Source organism: Lonsdalea britannica (assembly GCF_002111595.1).
GTDB lineage: Bacteria > Pseudomonadota > Gammaproteobacteria > Enterobacterales > Enterobacteriaceae > Lonsdalea > Lonsdalea britannica.
This window is the reverse complement of record NZ_LUTN01000005.1, coordinates 140,812-160,757: the sequence shown is the minus strand read 5'-3', so window position 1 is coordinate 160,757 and position 19,946 is coordinate 140,812. Positions and strand designations below refer to the sequence as shown.

At 57.8% G+C, this 19,946-nt stretch carries 13 protein-coding genes and 3 pseudogenes; 8 read left to right on the top strand and 8 right to left on the bottom strand.

The annotated features are described in order from the left end of the window. Positions 1-614: 614 nt before the first annotated feature. The gene (locus AU509_RS06240; RefSeq protein ID WP_085650668.1) at positions 615-1,787 is read left to right on the top strand and encodes an alginate lyase family protein; all 1,173 of its coding nucleotides are present in this window, start codon (positions 615-617) and stop codon (positions 1,785-1,787) included. Between the two features lie 137 nt (positions 1,788-1,924). Here the strand turns inward: AU509_RS06240 and rsmJ are convergent, their stop codons facing one another. Further along, on the bottom strand, positions 1,925-2,674 hold the full coding sequence (rsmJ, locus tag AU509_RS06235; RefSeq protein ID WP_094117928.1) for a 16S rRNA (guanine(1516)-N(2))-methyltransferase RsmJ: 750 nt from the start codon (positions 2,672-2,674) through the stop codon (positions 1,925-1,927). Further along, positions 2,671-4,712: pseudogene (gene prlC / locus AU509_RS06230) on the bottom strand (oligopeptidase A). Before prlC ends, rsmJ begins: the two are co-directional and overlap by 4 nt. A gap of 593 nt (positions 4,713-5,305) precedes the next feature. On the opposite strand from prlC, the gene AU509_RS06220 reads away from it, so the two are divergent. Beyond that, positions 5,306-6,751: a glycoside hydrolase family 32 protein gene (locus AU509_RS06220; protein WP_094117959.1), complete on the top strand. Its 1,446-nt coding sequence runs from the start codon at positions 5,306-5,308 to the stop codon at positions 6,749-6,751. Between the two features lie 245 nt (positions 6,752-6,996). Beyond that, positions 6,997-7,839 carry a 23S rRNA (adenine(2030)-N(6))-methyltransferase RlmJ gene (locus AU509_RS06215; protein WP_085650672.1) on the top strand — a complete coding sequence of 281 codons (843 nt, stop codon included), beginning with the start codon at positions 6,997-6,999 and terminating at the stop codon, positions 7,837-7,839. Between the two features lie 45 nt (positions 7,840-7,884). On the opposite strand, the gene rnz is transcribed toward AU509_RS06215, so the two are convergent. Together rnz and rtcR are read right to left on the bottom strand one after the other, a co-directional pair. Next, on the bottom strand, positions 7,885-8,799 hold the full coding sequence (rnz, locus tag AU509_RS06210; protein WP_085650673.1) for a ribonuclease Z: 915 nt from the start codon (positions 8,797-8,799) through the stop codon (positions 7,885-7,887). A 19-nt stretch (positions 8,800-8,818) separates the two neighbouring features. Beyond that, positions 8,819-10,402, bottom strand: coding sequence for an RNA repair transcriptional activator RtcR (gene rtcR, locus AU509_RS06205; protein WP_094117926.1), 1,584 nt, complete (start codon positions 10,400-10,402; stop codon positions 8,819-8,821). A gap of 500 nt (positions 10,403-10,902) precedes the next feature. On the opposite strand from rtcR, the gene AU509_RS06200 reads away from it, so the two are divergent. From AU509_RS06200 to AU509_RS06185, 4 genes and pseudogenes are all read left to right on the top strand, one after another. Further along, positions 10,903-12,039, top strand: coding sequence for a slipin family protein (locus AU509_RS06200; protein ID WP_094117925.1), 1,137 nt, complete (start codon positions 10,903-10,905; stop codon positions 12,037-12,039). Between the two features lie 35 nt (positions 12,040-12,074). Continuing rightward, positions 12,075-12,869 carry a nucleotidyltransferase domain-containing protein gene (locus tag AU509_RS06195; RefSeq protein ID WP_094117924.1) on the top strand — a complete coding sequence of 265 codons (795 nt, stop codon included), beginning with the start codon at positions 12,075-12,077 and terminating at the stop codon, positions 12,867-12,869. A 165-nt stretch (positions 12,870-13,034) separates the two neighbouring features. Next, entirely contained in the window at positions 13,035-14,387 is a 1,353-nt protein-coding gene (gene gorA / locus AU509_RS06190) for a glutathione-disulfide reductase (protein ID WP_094117923.1), read from the top strand. Between the two features lie 211 nt (positions 14,388-14,598). Then, a pseudogene (locus AU509_RS06185) lies at positions 14,599-15,098 on the top strand (DUF1543 domain-containing protein). Positions 15,099-15,378: 280 nt separating this feature from the next. On the opposite strand, the gene AU509_RS06180 reads toward AU509_RS06185, so the two are convergent. The 3 genes and pseudogenes from AU509_RS06180 to AU509_RS06170 all read right to left on the bottom strand — a co-directional run bounded on the left by AU509_RS06180 (position 15,379) and on the right by AU509_RS06170 (position 17,396). Continuing rightward, positions 15,379-16,641 carry a PTS ascorbate transporter subunit IIC gene (locus tag AU509_RS06180; protein ID WP_085650677.1) on the bottom strand — a complete coding sequence of 421 codons (1,263 nt, stop codon included), beginning with the start codon at positions 16,639-16,641 and terminating at the stop codon, positions 15,379-15,381. A 32-nt stretch (positions 16,642-16,673) separates the two neighbouring features. Further along, positions 16,674-16,939 (bottom strand): annotated as a pseudogene (locus tag AU509_RS06175) (PTS sugar transporter subunit IIB). Between the two features lie 13 nt (positions 16,940-16,952). Then, positions 16,953-17,396, bottom strand: coding sequence for a PTS sugar transporter subunit IIA (locus AU509_RS06170; protein ID WP_085650679.1), 444 nt, complete (start codon positions 17,394-17,396; stop codon positions 16,953-16,955). Between the two features lie 291 nt (positions 17,397-17,687). On the opposite strand from AU509_RS06170, the gene AU509_RS06165 reads away from it, so the two are divergent. Next, positions 17,688-18,713, top strand: coding sequence for a LacI family DNA-binding transcriptional regulator (locus AU509_RS06165; RefSeq protein ID WP_094117922.1), 1,026 nt, complete (start codon positions 17,688-17,690; stop codon positions 18,711-18,713). A 37-nt stretch (positions 18,714-18,750) separates the two neighbouring features. Here AU509_RS06165 and AU509_RS06160 read toward each other — a convergent pair whose 3' ends face one another. Further along, positions 18,751-19,875: an aminotransferase class V-fold PLP-dependent enzyme gene (locus tag AU509_RS06160; protein WP_094117921.1), complete on the bottom strand. Its 1,125-nt coding sequence runs from the start codon at positions 19,873-19,875 to the stop codon at positions 18,751-18,753. Positions 19,876-19,946 lie beyond the last annotated feature (71 nt).

Here is a 19,946-nt window from a genome sequence, read left to right as displayed (position 1 = left end):
TAGCGCTCAGACGCGATGAATCGGTAAACGAAAAAAGCTTCGCCTTGTGCGAAGCTTTTTTATTGGCCGACGTTACCGCTACGGTGCGCGATTCAATAAATAGTCTTTCACCGGGAGCCTAACAACACGGTGATCCGCAACGTCCCCTCGTGATTTCATGGCAGCTTCCTGCTGCATATGCCGACTGCCATAAGAAAGCTCATCCCAGGTGAGTCCTGAGAATAATTTTTATCAGCGATAACAAGGAATATTAGGAAACAAAAAGGAAACTCACTCACAGAGTCTGTGATCGCTCAGCTGACTGGCGGATCCTGAAGATCGCGGCATGAAGCGTACGCGATGCGAACATGGCGTTATTCGATGTGTTATGTCCAGCCTATGGATATTAGCGACAGTTTTTTTATTGGAATAGAAAAAGTATGGCAAAGGAAAAGGGTTATTTCACGTGCGTCGCACAAGAAGCGTATCGTGGTTTTTTATTTTATTTCTGGTCGCTGTTCTGAATTAGCAAATATTAAAAGCATAATTCCACGTATTCCGGGGCATGAAATCATTATTTAATACACGTGTGATACTCTTTCGATGTAAATAATATTACAGGGACGTTATTTAATATGATTATCAAAAAACCGGCAGGTTTTATACTGTCATGCGCCATGCTGTTATTCCCCCTATCCGGCTGGTCTGCGGATACGTTCAAACATCCCGGTATGCTCAGCACTAGCGACGATCTCGCCAGAATAACGGCGCAGGTGAATCAGCAATCCGAGCCTTGGTTCAAGGGATTCCAACAGCTGAAACTTTCGCTCGGTTGGCAGCCCCGCGCCGTCGACATCGTCTATCGGGGAAGAAATAGCGAGCATAGCGAAAATTATCCCCAGCTTTACAGAGACATAGCGGTAGCGTATTCCCATGCGCTGTATTGGAAGACCACCGGAGATGAGGCCTACGCCAAAAGCGCCGTCGCGATTCTGAATGCGTGGGGCGGCACGCTAAAAGAGATCCGTGGCTCCACCGATGCCGCGCTTGCGGCGGGCATTTATGGCTATGAACTGGCGAATACGGCGGAAATTATGCGGGATTATTCGGGGTGGAACGCGAGTGATTTCGATACCTTCAAAACTATGATGGAAACGGTTTTTCTGCCCATTAATCTGGATTTTATCGCTCGTCATAATAATACGAAAATCGATCACTATTGGGCGAACTGGGATTTAGCGCAGTTAAGTTCCATTATGGCCATCGGTATTTTATTAGATAGAAAAGACCTCTACGACAGAGCCGTCGACTATTACAAAAACGGCGATGGAAATGGCGCTATTGGGAAACTCGTCTGGAAACTGTATCCTGAACAAGGGATGGGGCAGATACAGGAAAGCGGCAGGGATCAGGCCCACTCATTATTAGATATCGCGCTGGCGGGCGTCATCTGCCAAATGGCCTGGAATCAGGGCGACGATTTATTCGGTTACGACGATAACCGGCTCATGAAAGGGGCGGAATACGTGGCGGCCTATAATCTTGGCAAAACGGTGCCCTATACCACGTATACCAACAGCGACGTGACCCAAACGCAAATCTCCGCCAGTGCAAGAGGGGAGGTCAGGGCGATTTGGGCACTGATCTATAACCATTACGTTGTTTTGAAAGGCCTCAGCAGCCCCAATATTACCGAGATGGCGACCAAAATTCGGCCTGAAGGCGGTCCCTGGTCGTATGGCGCATCTCCGGGAAGCTTTGACCAGCTGGGCTACGGCACGCTCCTGTTTTCTTTGGGAGAAGAGTAACGGCTTTCCCGTCACACTCGCCAGGGCATGGTGACCCCGCCCTGGCGAACGAGAAGGTTCACGATTATCCGTCGGGAGACGATGTTTGCCCTGAGGAAATCGTGATGTCGTTATTTAAGGAAACTAGTGGGAAACGCTCAGGCTAGCGGTAGATAAAAGTCAAAGCGGTGGCTCTTCGTTTCCAGCATGGACTGGGCGGGAACGCCCGCGAGCGGCGGCGCATAGTCAGGTCGTTTGACCACGATGCGCTTTTTCGCCAGCGAGCGAGCCGGGGCCAATAGCGCGTCAGCATCGTCGTCGGCGCCGACCAGTGTCTGGAAGACCCGCATCTCCTTTTTCACCAGCGCGCTTTTCTGCCGGTGAGGAAACATGGGGTCGAGATAGACGACGTCCGGCGGTGGTTCGATATCTTTCAACGCCTCGGCGCTGGAGGCATGCAGCAGCGTCAGACGCTCTCTCAACCAACCGCCGATTTCCGCATCCTGATAACCTCGTTGCAGACCATCGTCCAACAGCGCCGCAACAACCGGATGCCGCTCCACCATGCGCACCCGACAGCCGAGCGACGCCAGCACGAAAGCGTCACGCCCCAGCCCCGCAGTGGCATCCACCACGTCAGGCAGATAGCCTTTCTTGATGCCGACGGCGCGGGCGACCGCCTCGCCGCGACCGCCGCCGAAACGGCGTCGGTGCGCCAGCGTACCACCGACGAAATCCACGCAGATGGCGCCCAGCTTCGGCTCATCCTGCTTGCGCAGCTCGAGCCGCTCGGGCGTCAATACCAGCGCGAAGGGCTGGTCGTTATCTTCTATCAATCCCCAGCGCGCGGCCAGAGCGTCGAGGGCGCCTTTATCGGCGCCCTCTTCGGTCATCAGGCCTATCTTCATCCCTTGATGCCGTAATGTTTCAGCATGGCGTCCAACTTCGGTTCACGGCCGCGGAAGCGTTTGAATAGCTCCATTGGCTCTTCGGAACCGCCGCGAGACAGGATGTTGTCGAGGAATGACTGGCCGGTCGTGCGGTTGAAAATGCCTCTTCTTCGAACCGGGAGAAGGCGTCGGCCGCCAGCACGTCCGCCCACAGGTAGCTGTAGTAGCCCGCCGCGTAGCCGCCGGCGAAGACATGGCTGAAGGCGTGCGGGAAACGGTTCCAGCTCGGGCTGGGCATGACGGCGACCTGAGCTTTGACGTCAGCCAGCGTCGGCAGAATCTGAGCGCCTTTCGCCGGGTCATATTCGGTATGCAGACGGAAGTCGAACAGACCGAACTCCAGCTGACGCAGGATGAACAACGCCGCCTGATAGTTCTTGGCCGCCAGCATTTTATCCAGCATTTCCTTCGGCAGCGGTTCGCCCGTTTCATAGTGACCGGAGATAAACGCCAGCGCCTCCGGCTCCCAGCACCAGTTTTCCATAAACTGACTTGGCAGCTCGACGGCATCCCACGGAACACCGCTGATGCCGGTGACGCCCGCGGCTTCCACCAGCGTCAGCATATGGTGCAGGCCGTGACCGAATTCGTGGAACAGCGTCGTCACTTCATCATGCGTGAACAGCGCCGGTTTGCCGTTGACCGGACGGTTGAAGTTACAGGTCAGATAGGCGACCGGTTTTTGCAGCTCGCCGTTAGCGAGGCGCATACGGCCCACGCAGTCGTTCATCCACGCGCCGCCGCGTTTGTTTTCGCGTGCGTACAGATCAAGGTAGAAGCTGCCGCGCAGCTCGCCGCTTTCATCGAACAGATCGAAGAAACGCACTTCAGGGTGCCAGACATCGACGTCTTTGCGCTCTTTCGCCGTGATGCCGTAGATCCGATTGACGACTTCAAACAGGCCGTTCAGCACGCGCTCTTCCGGGAAGTAGGGGCGCAGTTGCTCGTCGCTGATGGAGTAGAGATGCTGTTTCTGTTGTTCGCTGTAGTAGCCGACATCCCATGGATTCAGCTCGTCCACGCCGTAATGCTGCTTGGCGAAGGCGCGCAGTTCAGCCAGTTCTTGCTCGGCCTGCGGACGTGCGCGTTTGGCCAGATCGGTCAGGAAGTCCAGCACCTGCTGCGGGTTTTCCGCCATTTTGGTGACCAGCGATTTATCGGCATAGCTGGGATAGCCGAGCAGCTGAGCCTGTTCATGACGCAGCGCCATTTTCTCGGCCATTACCTCGGTGTTGTCCCACTGACCGGCGTTCGGCCCCTGATCGGAGGCGCGGGTGGCGTATGCGCGGTACATCTCTTCGCGCAACGCCGCGTTCGAGCAGTAAGTCATGACCGGCAGGTAGCTCGGCATGTCGAGCGTCAGCAGCCAGCCGTCTTGTTCTTTCGCTTCGGCCTGCGCTTTGGCGGCCGCCAATGCGCTTTCCGGCAGACCGGCCAGCTCATTGACGTCTGTGATCAGCTTGGACCAGCCCATCGTGGCGTCCAGCACGTTGTTGCTGTAGATCGAGCTCAGTTCGGAAAGGCGTGAGGAGATCTCGCCGTAGCGTTTCTGCTCCTCAGCGGGCAGGGCTATACCGGACAGTTCGAAGCCGATCAGCGCATTTTCCACGGCTTTTTTCTGCGCCGTGTCCAGGGAGGCGAAATGTTCGCCGTCGCGCAGGTTACGGTAGGCGCGATACAGGCCGGGATGCTGCCCAACCCAGGTGCCGTACTCGGACAGCAGCGGCAGGCACTGCTCGTAGGCGCCGCGCAGTTCAGCGCTATTCTGCACCGCGTTCAGGTGGCCGATAGGGGAGAAGATACGCTCCAGCCGATCGTCGCTTTCCGCCAGCGGCTGACAAAGGTTTTCCCAGGTAAACGGACCCGGTTGCGCCACAACGTGCTCCACCGCTTTGCGACAGTCATCCAACGCGCTCTTAATCGCAGGAACGATATCGTCGGTCTTGATCTGGGAAAACGGGGGCAGGGTAAACGGGGTAAGTAATGGATTTGTCATGGCACGGTCCTGAATAGTAATGATGATCGATCCCTTGTCCCGGTGGCCGACAAGGCTGACATAACTTGCAGATTACTTTCTAAGATGGGGTCTCAGGCCATGAAAATCAATGTTTGGGCAAGAATGGTGTAGTACCCGCACCCGGCGTAAGGAAACAGTGGGGAAGATTCGTGCAGAATGGTTAAAGGTCGGGCGATAAAGGCATCTCAACCCTGTCAGGGGCGCCTAAAACATGATCTCGATCAGTCCGCTGAATATCGCGTTTTTGACTTGATGATATAACGAAATAAGGTGGAGATGTAGCGCCAAAGTCTGCCCGGGATGCTCAGAATATTCCTTTTTATCATTTTGATTTTAATGTCTAATTTTATTTTTTCCTGTTGAAAAACGGGTTTATCTGCCACGCTTAATGACAAGCGCCGCCCCTTTTTCACCGGCTCCGCGTCCACAGGGTGCGCGCCGTGCCGGGTTGCCGATATCGGCCTGACGACGGGAACGGAATGCGATGATTCAGGCCTGCCGGAATATCGTGTTCGATACAATCTCGCCGTCCTCACAGGCCGTCATGCACGTCAGACAGAGTGAGAACAATGATGAATCATCCCCTCGAGCGCGCCAGCGAGGCGCAGCCGGAATACGCTAACGTTAATCACACCTTCTATCCGACCTTCCATCTGGCTCCACCGGCGGGATGGATGAACGATCCCAATGGGCTGATCTACCATCAGGGCCGCTATCACGCGTTCTATCAGCATTATCCCTATGAACCGAAATGGGGACCGATGCACTGGGGACATGCCGCCAGCGAGGACATGATCCACTGGGAGCATCAACCCATCGCGCTTTTTCCCGGCGGTGAGAACGAGCCGGATCGGGACGGCTGCTTTTCCGGTTGCGCGGTGGATGATGACGGCGTTCTGAGCTTGATTTATACCGGCCATGTCGTCCTGCCTTCCTCTCCCGAAGAGGGCGAGAAATTACGGCAGGTGCAGTGCCTCGCCATCAGCCACGATGGCCTGCATTTCGAAAAACAGGGCGCCATCCTCCTGCCGCCTCCCGGCATCATGCATTTTCGCGATCCCAAGGTGTGGCGCGAGGAGGGCGTCTGGTGGATGGTGGTGGGCGCCCGCAATGAACGGGATCAGGGACAGGTACTGCTCTATCGCGGCGAGAGCCTGCGGGAGTGGACTTTCGACCGCGTGCTGGCGGAGAGCGATGGCGATTTGGGTTACATGTGGGAGTGTCCGGACTTCTTCCCGCTGGGTGATGAGTGGCTGCTGATGTTCTCGCCGCAGGGCGTATCGCCAAACGGCTACCTCTATCGCAATTTATTCCAAAGCGGCTGTCTGCGCGGCCACTGGCGGCCGGGGGCCGACTTCGAGATCACCCAGCCGTTCGCAGAGGTGGATCTCGGTCATGACTTCTATGCGCCGCAGTCGTTCCTGGCGGCGGATGGTCGCCGTATCATCCTGGGGTGGATGGATATGTGGGAATCGCCGATGCCTTCGCAGCAAGATGGCTGGGCTGGCTGCATGACGCTGCCCCGTGAGCTGAGCCTCGAAGACGGGCAGCTGCGGGTGCGGCCGGTGCGGGAAGTCGAGTCGCTGCGGCGCGACGGACAGGTGATTGAACCGCAATGGATCGACTCGCAATCGCTGCCGCTGACGGAAAATGGCGATGCGCTGGAGCTGATATTGCGCTGGGATCTGACCGACAGCACCGCCGAACGTTTCGGTCTGATGCTCGGGGAGGGCATGCGCCTGTTTGTGGACACGCAGTCCGAACGTCTGGTGCTGGAGCGTCATTACCCTGACGATGGCCTGAGCGGCTATCGCAGCGCGCCGTTACCGGCGCAATCGGTGCTATCGCTGCGGATATTTATCGACCGCTCCTCGATCGAAGTGTTTGTCGGGGAAGGGGAGCGCTGCCTGAGCTCGCGTATTTATCCGCAGCCGGATCGGCGGGCGTTGCGGCTGTTCGCCGATCATGGCCGCGCGCATCTCATTGGGGGAGACCGCTGGTCTCTGCTTATGGAGTAGCCGCATAAAGGTCATACGGCCTCAGGACCGCGCTGCGGCTCGTTCTCCGTCTGGAAAGGGAGCCTGTTTTTCAGGTTCCCTGCGGGATTTCTGTGCCGAAGATCTCAACCAATGACCAGAAAAGGGCCAATCTGTTTTATACTCCCCCGCTGCACCCCGATGTTTTTGCCGCTCTGCGGCGAGGGTGGGGTAAAAGACGGCGCGTCTGCCCCACTCACGACTTAATCACTGGATAATCATTACCCATGCTCAGCTACCGCCACAGTTTCCACGCCGGCAACCATGCCGACGTGCTCAAGCATACCGTTCAAAGCCTGATCCTCAGCGCGTTGGCGGAGAAAGACAAACCCTTCCTGTACCTCGATACGCACGCCGGGGCGGGTCGCTACAAGTTGCAAAGCGAACACGCCGAGCGCACTGCCGAATATCAGGCGGGGATTGCCCGCATCTGGCAGCGGGACGACGTGCCTGCCGAGCTGGATGCCTACATGCAGGTGGTGCGTAACTACAACCCGCAGGGCCAGCTGCGCTACTACCCGGGTTCTCCGCTGATCGCCCGCCATCTGATGCGCGATCACGACCGACTGAACCTGAGCGAACTGCACCCGAGCGACTATCCGTTGCTGCGTCAGGAGTTTCAGCGTGATAACCGCGCCCGCGTAGTGCGTGAAGATGGCTATCAGCAGTTGAAAGCCCAGTTGCCGCCGCCGTCCCGCCGCGGACTGGTACTGATCGACCCGCCTTACGAAATGAAGAGCGATTATCAGGCGGTGGTGAAGGGGATTCACGAAGGTTACCGCCGCTTCGCGACAGGCGTCTATGCGCTGTGGTATCCGGTCGTGTTGCGTCAGCAGATTAAACGGATGCTGAAAGATCTGGAAGCGACCGGCATCCGCCGAATTTTGCAGATTGAGTTGGCCGTATTGCCGGACAGCGACCGCCACGGCATGACTGCCTCGGGCATGATCGTCATTAACCCGCCGTGGAAGCTGGAAGCCCAGATGAAAAGCGTGCTGCCGTGGCTGCATCAGGTACTGGTGCCGGAAGGCACCGGGCATACGCGCGTTGAATGGGTCGTGCCGGAGTAAATGCGGCAGCGCCCATGCCCTGCGCCGCAGGGCACTGGGAGCGCGCTACACCCTGAAGGTGGCCAGATCGGTAGCCATGTCCGTGGCCGGGAAAATGGCCCGGCACTCCGCCAGCAGCCGCTTGCTGTCTTCCTGACCATATCGTGCGCTGATATGGGTGATAATCAAACGTCCCGCCCCCGCTTCCAGAGCCAATGTCGCCGCCTGTTCCGTCGTGGAATGACCGCGCTCGCTGGCGCGATCGGCCATATTGGCCTCTACCGTCGCTTCGTGCACCATCACATCCACGCCCGCGGCCAGCAGGCGTCCCGCTTCCGACGGACGGGTATCGCCGAATATCGCGAGCGATCGGCCCGGCGTGGGCGGCCCGAGGTAATCGGCACCGTTTAAGGTCCGCCCATCTTCCAGCGTGACGGATTCGCCGCGCTTCAATGGCTGAAACCATGAACCGGGGCGAACGCCCTCTTTGGTCAGCCGCGCCACGTCCAGCGCGCCGGGTTTGGGCCGCTCTTCGATGCGATAGCCGAAGCAGGTCAGCGTGTGCGACATGGGATAGGCCGTCACGACGCGGTGCTCGTCTTCGCAAACCGGTCCGGAGGTGACTTCGACCACCTCCATCGGATAGGTGAGATAAGAGCCGCTCAGGCTCAGCGCATTGTCGATAAACGTTTTCAGTCCGGCGGGGCCGTAGAGCGTCAGCGGCGCCTGACAACCGGCCATGGAGCGAGAACATAGCAGACCGGGCAGACCAAACAGATGGTCGCCATGCAGATGCGTGATGAAAATTTTCTCGATCTTGCTGGCGCTTAAACGCGTATGCAGTATCTGATGCTGCGTGCCTTCACCGCAGTCGAACAGCCAAAAGGCAGGGCGCGGGCCTTGCAGATCCAGCGCCAGGCTAGCCACATTGCGGGCTTTCGTCGGGACACCCGCGCTGGTGCCTAAAAATATCAGTTCCATGGTGAAACTCTCCGATCAATTAACGGTGCTTGACGTCATCCCAGCATAAATTGAACCGCGCCAGATACTTGCGCAGCCGGTCCGCGTCGTTCGGCTGTTTTTTCTGCTGGCGTGAGACGGCGAAAAGCTGGCGGCCCGCTTCCGACAGGCTGCTGGCCTGACGGCACACGTTCAGCACGCTTTCTAACTGGAAACGGTCAAACAGATCGCAGTCGCCGACGCGCTCCGGCAGAGGCGCTTGCTCAGCGTCGCTGGGCGCCCACTGCCGCTGGAGGCGTAAAATCTCTTCGTCGACCAACGCGGGGGTAATGCGGCCATTATCCGCCAATGTCGCCATTCTGACGACGCTGGCGCTTAATTCTCTGAAATTCCCGCGCCACGGAGCCTGCGGCGAGCTGGCGAATATCAGAAACTGCTGGCGCGCTTCGCGATCAAAGCGGACTTGCAGCTGTTGCGTTTCGGCAAAGCGCTGTAGCTCAAAGTCGATATTGGGCTCGATATCTTCACGCCGCTCCGCCAGTCCGGGAAGAGCAAAGGTCCACATATTAATGCGCGCGTAGAGATCGTCCCGGAAATGACCTGCCGCGACCCAGCGCGGCATATCGCGATGCGTCCCCGCGATCAGTTGAAAATCACTGCTGACTTCCTTATCCGAACCGAAGGGAAAAAAGGTTTTCTCTTCAATCGCTTTCAGCAGCATGGCCTGTTCATCCAGCCCCAATTCGCCAATTTCATCCAGAAACAGGATGCCGCCGTCCGCTTCCCTCAACAGTCCGGTACGCGCCTGCTGCGCGCCGGTAAAAGCGCCCCGGGCGTGTCCGAACAACGTCGACATCGCATTATCTCCTCGCAGCGTCGCGCAGTTGACGGCGATAAAGCGCCCGTCAACCTGATGACGAGCGGCTTTTAATTCGAAGATGCGTCGCGCCAGAAAGGATTTTCCCGCGCCGGTCGGACCGGTGAGCAACAACGGCGCGGAAGAACGCAGCGCGACACGCTCGATTTGGTCGATCAAGGCATTGTATGCCGTGTTGCGCGTCGCAATGCCCGCTTTCAAAAACGAGGCCGATGCCTGTTGCTCTCGTTGAAAGCGGCTCGTCAGCCTCGCGTAGCGGCTGAGATCCAAATCGATTATCGAATAGAGGCCCGCAGGGGAAGGAGGGCCTTCCCGGCGGGAGACCGGACTGGTCTGCAACAGGCTGGCAGGCAGATAGCGCGCCTCCGTCAGCAGAAACCAACAGATCTGCGCGACGTGGGTGCCGGTGGTGATATGGACCAGATACTCTTCGTTCTCCGTGTCGAACGAATAGCGGGTGGCGAAGTCGAGGTAGGCGGTATAGACCTCTTCGAAATCCCAGGCATCCTGCAAATCGACGGCATGCAGGCGCACCTCGGTGCCGGGCGACAGCTCGGCGATGTCTGCCTGAACCTGTTCCGCCAGACCAATATTGCGCGACTGGTACAGTAACTCCAGACGATCCACCGGCATCTCCGGCTGCTGGCACAGTGCGACGGTCGGTCGCCATTTATTCCAGCGGTTGGCCCGTTTGCCGCGCTTATCAAGGACGCTGCCTAGCGTGCCAATCACCACTCTGCGCTTCATGTTTATCCTAATTTATAAAAACTTATCGATAAGGATAATTCATTCGTGTTGGCCCGAATAGCACGATGTTAGCTAAATAAAATAAAAAATGAATAATATCAATCTATTAAGATTTTTATTTTGCTATTTCTTTCCTGTTGGCACGAGTCTCGCAATACCTATCCCGTCGACACGTTGGTTTTGCGGTGGTTCAGCACCACGCCGGCATTCCGGGAGCGGCTTCTCGCCGCTTTCCTGTGGATGTTCCGTCAAGCGTCGAACACTCGATAATTGGTTAAGTCGGGTTCGAATCCCGAATATCGCACCTCGATATTGATAATGAAAAATAACCCTCCCGCCTCCGGGAAGTTGACGGTGGCCTCACGGGAGACCGACCGACGCGCCGGGCGGCAGGCAGAAGGCTAATCCGTTCCATCAGGAATCTGTGAGCCTTCCCCCTGCGGTTTCGCCCCGACGTCCGTCTCTACGTGTGTCGGAGGGACCATCAGGAGAAAAAAGTCATGTTTAAGTCTTTCACCATTCGTAAAGGTCAGTTGGGTTTAGTGAGCCAAGACGGCGATTACCTGCGGGTATTGGAAGCGGGTCGACACCGCATTCCCCGTTGGTTTAATCGGCAGAAAATCGACATAGTTTCTTTGGATGGGGCTGAAGTGCTGGCGCCTTTGGACGACTATCTGCGCCAGTACCATCCGGAGTGGGTAAAGCAGTTTTGTTTGGATGTGGTCTTGCCGGAAGAGGCGATCGGGCTTCGCTACGATCATGATGTGTTGCAGGAAATTCTGCCGCCCGCCACGCGCCGACTTTACTGGCGTAAAGACGAGCATCAGCGCGTCGAACAGGTGAAAACCGACGACATTCGGGTGCCGGATGCGCTGGTGTCCGCCCTGTTGCAGCCGACGCTGCGTCAGCGACACGTCATCGGCTATGCCGGCGTCTTGCTGGCGCAGGTTCCGGCCTGGCATCTCGGCCTCCTGAAAGTGGATGGCGCGGCGCAGGAACTGTTGCCGCCGGGCGTCAGCGGGTACTGGCGGTTTAATCACAGCGTAGAGGTGGAACTGGTCGACACCCGTCAGCAGGCGCTGGAGGTGAGCGGGCAGGAAATTTTGACGCGGGATAAGGTCAATCTTCGGCTGAATCTGGTGGCTAACTGGCGCTACAGCGACATTTTGACGGCGTTCAGCCAGTTAACGAAACCGGTGGATTCGCTGTACCGCGAGCTTCAATTCGCGCTGCGTGAAGCGGTGGGAACCCGCACGCTGGATGAACTGCTGGAAAACAAGCACACCATCGATGAACGGGTGAATGCCCAGGTCCGAGAAAAAATGGCGGGTTATGGCATCGACGTCGTTTCTCTGGGGGTGAAGGACATTGTGCTGCCGGGCGATATGAAAACCATTTTGTCTCAGGTGGTGGAAGCCGAAAAGGCGGCGCAGGCCAACGTGATACGACGCCGGGAAGAAACGTCGGCGACGCGTTCCCTGCTGAATACCGCCAAAGTGATGGAGAACAACCCGGTCGCCCTGCGTTTGAAAGAGCTGGAAACGTTGGAACGCGTGGCGGAACGCGTCGATAAGATTTCCGTGTTCGGCGGATTGGATCAGGTGTTGAACGGATTGGTGAACTTGAAAGTCGCATAGCGCGCGGCGACGTCTCAAAAAAGGAGGAGAGGAATATGACACGGGCATCTCAGGGCGTTAGCGAAAAAATGAAACAGCAGATCAAAGCGGCGCTGGACGAAGTGGAAAAGGAGTTTGATGTCCGCATTCTGTACGCCTGCGAGTCCGGCAGCCGCGGCTGGGGATTCGCCTCGCCGGACAGTGATTATGATGTCCGATTCATCTACGTTCATCCGCCGGAGTGGTATCTGCGGGTTGAACCGCAGCGTGACGTGATCGAGCGTCCGCTGACGGCGGAGTTGGACGTGTGCGGTTGGGAACTGAGAAAGGCGTTGGCGCTATTGAACCGGGGCAACCCCACGATTATCGAATGGCTGGATTCACCGGTGGTCTACCGGCAGGATGATGTCGCGACGGACCGGCTGCGTCAGTTAATCCCCGGCTGTTTCTCCGCGCTCAAGGCGAGTCATCATTACCTCTCCGTTGCGCGTAAAAACTTCCGTACCTATTTGCAGGATGAGCGCGTGCGGCTGAAAAAGTATTTTTACGTACTACGCTCGCTGCTGGCGGTGCAGTGGATTGCCGAGGGTAAGGGGGGTCCTCCCATGCAGTTCGAGGTGTTGCTGAACGCGATGGTGACGGACGCTGCGCTACTGGAAGAGGTTCGGGCGCTGCTGAAAATGAAATGCAGCGCGATAGAGACCGATGTGGTGGCGCGGCAACCGCATATCCACGCGTTTATCGCGCAGTCGCTGGAAACCGCGATAGACATCTCACCACCGGCAAAGGACAAACGCATCGATGCCGCGTTGGATCGCCTGCTGTTCGAAACCGTGCTGACCGGCGTTTAACATTGCGCGAGGCCCCGTAAGGCGGCCTCGCCTATTTCATTGATTTCAAAATTGCCGCAAGGCGCTTTGCGTTTCTGACTACAATCACGCAGCGATCTTTGCCGGAACAAGATCTCTGGCGTTACACTCTATATAACTTTTTATTCACACAACCTGGATCTCCCAATGACTAAACATTATGACTATCTCGCTATTGGCGGCGGCAGCGGCGGCATTGCCTCCATTAACCGTGCGGCCATGTACGGCAAGAAATGCGCGTTGATTGAAGCCAAATATCTGGGCGGGACCTGTGTGAACGTCGGCTGCGTGCCGAAGAAGGTGATGTGGCATGCGGCGCAGATCGCCGAGGCGATTCACAACTACGGCCCCGACTATGGTTTTGACGTCACGGTTAACGGATTCAATTGGGACACACTGGTGAAAAACCGCAGTGCCTACATCGATCGTATCCATCACTCCTACGATAACGTGCTGGGTAAGAATCAGGTTGAGGTGATTCGCGGTTTCGCCCGGTTCGTGGACGCCCACACGGTGGAAGTCAACGGCGAGAAAATCACCGCTGACCACATCCTGATCGCGACCGGCGGTCGTCCGACGCTGCCGGATGTCCCCGGTGCGGAATATGGCATTAACTCCGACGGTTTCTTTGAGCTGGATGCGCTGCCGAAGCGTGTCGCCGTGGTGGGCGCGGGTTACATCGCCGTAGAAATCGCGGGCGTGTTGAACGCGCTGGGCGCGGAGACCCACCTGTTCGTGCGTAAACATGCGCCGCTGCGCCAGTTCGATCCGCTGATTGTGGAAACGCTGGTGGAAGTGATGCAGGCGGAAGGGCCGTCGCTGCACACCGAGTCGACGCCTAAAGCGGTAGTGAAAAACGCCGACGGCAGCCTGACGCTGCAATTGGAAGACGGCAAAACGCAGACAGTGGATTGCCTGGTTTGGGCGATTGGCCGTCAACCCGCCACCGATAACCTCAACCTTGAGGCGGCGGGCGTCGCGTTGGACGATCGCGGTTATGTGAAGGTTGATAAATTCCAGAACACCAACGTTGACGGTATCTACGCCGTGGGCGACAACACGGGCGCGGTCGAGCTGACGCCGGTGGCGGTCGCGGCAGGGCGTCGCCTGTCAGAACGCCTGTTCAACAACAAGCCGAACGAGCATCTGGACTACAGCAACATTCCTACTGTGGTGTTCAGCCATCCCCCTATCGGCACCGTCGGGCTGACCGAGCCGCAGGCGCGCGAGAAGTACGGTGATGAGGAAGTTAAAGTCTACAAATCCTCCTTTACCGCCATGTATACCGCCGTCACGCAGCACCGTCAGCCGTGCCGCATGAAACTGGTGTGCGTCGGCCCGGAAGAGAAAGTGGTGGGCGTTCACGGTATCGGTTTTGGCGTGGATGAAATGCTGCAGGGCTTCGCCGTCGCGGTGAAAATGGGGGCCACCAAGCAGGACTTCGACAACACCGTCGCCATCCACCCGACCGGGGCGGAAGAGTTCGTCACGATGCGTTAATCCAACGATGCCGCGCGTCATTATTCGGCAAGCGGACGGGGCGTGTCTCGCCTCGTCTGTACCGCCGCGGTGGGGTGCGCCAAAGGTCTAGCGGTCGCGTGGTTCAGCGCTTCACCTCTCTCGCGCAGAGAGTCAGTCGCTTCGTTGCGAGGGGTGAACGAAAGCTGCAATGCGACTCATTTTTCTTGATTTTCAGGGAGTCAGAATCTTCATGCCTACGCTTTTTCTTTTCTACGTCGGCGGTAGTGCGCCGGGCGCTAATATCGAGTTACACGATGTGCAGTTCGCCGCGGTGGACCAACCGGAAGAGGCCTTTCCCCTCCTCAAAGAAATCTGGTTCGGTGACAAAAAACAGATCCACGTCGATAGCTATACCCCGATTCAGTGGCCGATGGCCATGACATCACGCTAAGCGAAACGCCCGCGGCATCCACACAGCGCCTCTGGTTCGTCAATATCGGCGGCTACCTGCCGGGCGAGCCTGCGGAGCTGCATCAGTTCGGCCTGTTTGTCGCACCGACGGCGGATGAAGCGAAGACGCAGGCTAAGAAAGTCCTGCTGCGCGACACCTTCAAACAGCACAAAGACGACCTGCGCGATGTGGACGACTGCCTGCTGCTGCAACAGCTGAACGGATGGCATATTCACCTGACGCCGAATCCAAATGGCGCACCCGCCGCTCCGCTCTGGCAGGGGTATCTGCCGATTTAAACACGGACAAACGGCCGGGCTTGAACGGCCTGCCAAGGTTTTTTTTATCGTTGAAGGTCTGCCACTCTGCCTGCGGTATGAACCCAAGGCGGGGCAACGTTGAAGTTGAAATAGTGTGGTGAGTTGGCGAAAAGCGTGACCGTTATTGGCTGAATGATAAATTTAATCAGCGGGTTAACGCGGTGGCAGAACAGAGAGGCTGGATGGCGATGATGCGCATCTTCTCTGTTGATAGTAGGGGCGATACGGACTGAAATGGTCCGCATCGCCAGCCATACGTTTAGTGGAACAGCGCAACCACATTGCCGAGAATAATCCCCACGATGCCGAAGTCAGCGTCGCCGAACGTGGTGGCCGCCAGTCCTAACGACCCCATCAGCGGCAGCAAAATTGCCGGCAGGAAGGAGATCAGCAAACCTTGTACGAAGGAGCCGATCACCGCGCCGCGGCGTCCGCCGGTGATGTTGCCGTAAATCCCCGCGGTCGCGCCGCAGAAGAAGTGCGGGACCAGTCCGGGAACGATCACGCTCAGGCCGAACAGTGGGCAAAGGAACATGCTGATCAGGCCCGCCAGGAAGCTACACAGGAAGCCGATAATCACGGCATTAGGGGCGAATGGGAACACGGTCGGACAGTCCAGCGCAGGCTTGGCGTCTTTCACCAGTTTGTCCGCAATGCCTTTGAACGCGGGCACGATTTCCGCAATCACCATCCGTACCCCGGCCAGAATGACGTAGACCCCGGCGGCGAAGGTGATGGACTGAATGATGGCGAAAATCAGGTAATTTTGTCCGCCGCTCACCTGACTTTCGGTGTACTCCTTGCCTGCGAACAGCGCCAACACGATGAACAGAATCATCATGGTCAGCGAAATCGCGACCGAAGAGTCGCGCAGGAAGTTCAGCGTTTTCGGGACTTTCAGCTCTTCCGTAGACGGGCTGCCTTTTCCAACCACCTTACCCACCAGTGCCGCCAGCAGATAACCGGCGGAGCCGAAGTGGCCGATAGCCAAATCATCCGATTGGGTGATCTTACGGGTAAAGGGTTGCAGGATGGCGGGGCTGATGACCATCAGCGCGCCGAGAATAAGAGCGCCCGTCGCGATCAGGCTGACGCCGCGCATACCGCCGGTGGACAGAATCACCGCCAGCATCGCCGCCATATACAGCGTGTGGTGGCCGGTCAGGAAGATATATTTCAGCGGCGTAATCCGCGCCAGAATAATGTTCACAATCATGCCGAAGACCATGATCATGGCGGTTTCTGTGCCGAAATTCGCCTGCGCCAGCGCCGCAACAACGTCGTTGTTGGGCACGACGCCGTGCATATTAAAGGAGTGCGTGAACAGCTGACTGAACACCGTCAGCGTGGAGGAGATGACATTGGCCCCGGCGATCAGAATCAAAAATCCCATGATGGTTTTCAGCGTGCCGGAAACCACTTCGGAGAACGGTTTCTTCTGCAGCACCAGCCCCAACAGGGAAAACAGCCCAACCAGAATGGCGGGCGTACCCAGCACATCCTTCATAATAAACTGCAACATAAGCGACTCCGTTAGCGCGACTGAGCGCGCCGTTACAGGTTGGCAGCCAGAATCTCTCTGATCTTGTTGTTATCCAGCAGGTTGGTCAGGCCGAATATCTGGGCGTCGGAGCCTGTATCTGTTCCACGATATCTTTGGCGCCCAGAATGATATCCGGGTGTTCCGACTTGGCGGAGGTCAGATCGGTATGGCTCACTTCTGCTTCCTTACCCATTTCCGCCACGAGTTTTTTGACGTTCATTTCGACAATAAAGCTGCTGCCGAGTCCGTTGCCGCACACAATAAGGATCTTTTTCATCACAAGCCTCGTCTCAATAGTTTTCAATAACCGCCTGAATGGCGGGAAGGGAAGAGGCGGTCAGCAGCTGTTGCAGACTTTCTTCGTCGCTGAACAGCGCCGCCAGCTCGGTAATCATCCTGATGTGTTCGTCTCCAGATAAGGCGCACAGCATAATCACGACCGTCACCGGGTCGTTTTCCTCCGACTCAAAATTCACCCCTTCGCGGATGCACAGCAGCGACAACCCATTTTGATGGGCACCCTGCTCGGGGCGGGCGTGGGGCAGCGCCAGTCCGGGCGCAATCACGTAGTACGGCCCCATCGACTGATGGGTGCTGATAATCGCCTCCAGATAGTCTTGAGTGATCGCGCCGTCAGCCAGCAACGGTTTCGCCGCCAGCGTGAGGGCTTCCTGCCAGTGGGAAACACGGTCCACCAGTTGGATGGTTTTGGGCATCAGCCACGTTGCGAGCATGTTGACCTCGTTACTCCGGGAAGGTGTGCCTCAATGTAGGTGAAATATCGACCGTCTTTCTGTGATAGGTTTCGCAAAGTTAGCGCTAACATTTCCCGCCAGCGGCGAATAATGTGCGGAGTGAGACGCCGACGACGAATGTGGATGACTGGCCGGTTGTCGCGCCTGTGGCAGTGTTACCATAAGCCGCCGGTTCGGATGGGACGGCGGTTGACCGTCTCAGGCGGTGGCGCATCGGGACGATGGCCCGGGCGGAAGTGGCGACAGGCGAACAGAGGGAGGCGGTGAAGCATGAAAGAAAAACGGCGGCGTAACACAGGGAAAAGTACCCTGGCCGATGTGGCTCAGCGAGTCGGCGTCAGCGCGATGACGGCCTCCCGGGCGCTGCGTATGCCGGAAAAAGTGTCGCCGGTGCTGCGTGAGAAGATCGCGGCGGCGATTGCCGAGCTGGATTACGTGCCTAATCTGGCGGCGAGCGCGCTGGCTTCCGCCTCATCGCAGCTGATCCTCATGGTGGTGCCCTCTTTTGCCACGCCGGGATGCGCGCAGGTGTCGGAAGCGCTGCAAGCGGTGCTGAAGGAAGCGGAGTACAGCATGATGCTGGTGGAAGCGAATCACTCCGCCAGCGGCGAACGGCAGCTGATTGAGCGCCTGATTGCCTATCATCCTGCCGCGATGGTGCATTTTAATTTCGATAGCACGGACGAAGGACGCCGACTGTTAATCAACGCCGGTTTGCCGGTGATGCAGGTGGGTGCCCTGCATCCGCAGCCGCTGGATGTCAGCGTCGGCGTCGACTACGCCCAGGCGGTGGCGGCGTTGGTGCACCAGCTGGCGGGAAGCGGTTATCGACATCTGGGGCTGCTGTGCAGCCAGACCAGCGGAACGATGCTCAAACAGATTATGCACGGTTGGCACAGCACGATGCTGGCCGTGAATCATTCGCCGCATCGGGTTATCGCGACGACGGAACCACCGGCGTTCGCCACCGGGCATCAGCGTCTGTCGGAAATTCGTCTGACCTGGCCGGAGCTGGACGTGCTGATCTGCACCACGGATGAGGTTGCCTGCGGCGTGATTATGGCCTGCCATGCGGAAGGGGTGGATGTGCCCAGCCAGCTGGCGGTCGCTAGCCTCGGCGGCGGCGACCTTTCCGCCGTTTGCTCGCCGCCGCTAACCACGGTTGCGCTGCCCTATCGGCAGATGGGGACGTTAGCCGGTGAACAGCTGTTGGCGGAGCTGCGGGGGCAGGAGGTCGACGCGAGGCAGTTGCTTCCGGCCCCGCTGGTGGTACGGGCTAGCACCCGCCAACGCTAGACGCTATGCCGTCTGACATTGGCGGGCGGGGTGCCGATTAGGCGACGTTGAACTCGCCGCTGCTTATCAGGAAGTCGATCAGCGCGGTGAGCTTTTTCACATCGTCGAGTGCGATGTTATGGAACAGGGCGATACGCAGCTGGTTGCGTCCCAGCGCCCGATACCCTTCGATGCCGTGCACCAGCCCCTGCTCGTCCAGATAGCGGGTCAACTGGTCGACGGAAAAGGCGTCGGCCACGTCAATCGCCGCGACGGTGGTGGAGCGGAAAGCCGGATCTTCCACGTAAGGCGTCAGATAGTCTCTGTCGGTGGCCCACTGGTAGAGGTGCTCCGCTTTGGCGGCGGCCTGACGCTGTACTTCGGCAAACCCAAGCGTGCTCATCCGTTTCACCTGTTCGGCGAACAGGAACAGGGTGACGGTCGCCGGCGTATTGTAAGTCTGCTGTTGTTCACTGTTGTTGAGCGCAATCTGCCAGTCGGCGAAGACGGGAATATAACGCGTCTTGTCGGCTGAAACTTCTGCGATCCGCGCTTTCGCCTTCGGCGACAGGATGGCGACGAACAGTCCGCCTTCGCTAGCGAAGACTTTCTGCGGGGAGAACAGGAACACGTCGACGCGCGACAGGTCGCAGGCGATCTGACCGGCGCCGCTGGTCGCATCCACGGCCAGCAGACAATCATCACCCACCTCGGGCAGCGTCGTGTTCATCACGCCGGTCGACGTTTCGTTCAGCGTACAGGTCACGACGTCAGCGTTGGCGGTGTTGAACTCGCGGTGCCCTTGTCCGTAGTCCACTTCCAGGCTGGCGGCCTCAATCCACGGAATGCGCTTGGAAGCTTTAAACCATTTCCCGGAGAACTCACCGCAGACGTGGTGAACGATACGTTTTTTCACCATTCCCAGCCCGACCATATCGAACAACAGCGTCGCGCCGCCGTTGCCCAGTACGATGCTGTAGTCGTCCGGCACGGACAGCAGAGAACGCAGGCCTTCCTGAATCTCGCCGCACAGCGCGCGTACCGGCGCTTTACGGTGGCTGGTGCCCAGCAGGTGGGGACCTTTGTCCATCAGGCGGGTTAAATCTTCCAGGTGAATGAGCGAAGGGCCGCAGCCGAAACGAGGATCGGCGGGGATAAGCGCCTCCGGAATGGTGAGCGTCATGCATATCTCCTTAGGGAATGAGCTGATTTTTCTTTTAGATGAAGATACTCAGGATGGGCGGAAAGCGATAC

Coding starts and splice junctions, on each gene's coding strand:
- AU509_RS06240 (WP_085650668.1), top strand. CDS start 615: ATGATTATCAAAAAACCGGCAGGTTTTATACTGTCATGCGCCATGCTG.
- rsmJ (WP_094117928.1), bottom strand. CDS start 2,674: ATGAAGATAGGCCTGATGACCGAAGAGGGCGCCGATAAAGGCGCCCTC.
- AU509_RS06220 (WP_094117959.1), top strand. CDS start 5,306: ATGAATCATCCCCTCGAGCGCGCCAGCGAGGCGCAGCCGGAATACGCT.
- AU509_RS06215 (WP_085650672.1), top strand. CDS start 6,997: ATGCTCAGCTACCGCCACAGTTTCCACGCCGGCAACCATGCCGACGTG.
- rnz (WP_085650673.1), bottom strand. CDS start 8,799: ATGGAACTGATATTTTTAGGCACCAGCGCGGGTGTCCCGACGAAAGCC.
- rtcR (WP_094117926.1), bottom strand. CDS start 10,402: ATGAAGCGCAGAGTGGTGATTGGCACGCTAGGCAGCGTCCTTGATAAG.
- AU509_RS06200 (WP_094117925.1), top strand. CDS start 10,903: ATGTTTAAGTCTTTCACCATTCGTAAAGGTCAGTTGGGTTTAGTGAGC.
- AU509_RS06195 (WP_094117924.1), top strand. CDS start 12,075: ATGACACGGGCATCTCAGGGCGTTAGCGAAAAAATGAAACAGCAGATC.
- gorA (WP_094117923.1), top strand. CDS start 13,035: ATGACTAAACATTATGACTATCTCGCTATTGGCGGCGGCAGCGGCGGC.
- AU509_RS06180 (WP_085650677.1), bottom strand. CDS start 16,641: ATGTTGCAGTTTATTATGAAGGATGTGCTGGGTACGCCCGCCATTCTG.
- AU509_RS06170 (WP_085650679.1), bottom strand. CDS start 17,396: ATGCTCGCAACGTGGCTGATGCCCAAAACCATCCAACTGGTGGACCGT.
- AU509_RS06165 (WP_094117922.1), top strand. CDS start 17,688: ATGAAAGAAAAACGGCGGCGTAACACAGGGAAAAGTACCCTGGCCGAT.
- AU509_RS06160 (WP_094117921.1), bottom strand. CDS start 19,875: ATGACGCTCACCATTCCGGAGGCGCTTATCCCCGCCGATCCTCGTTTC.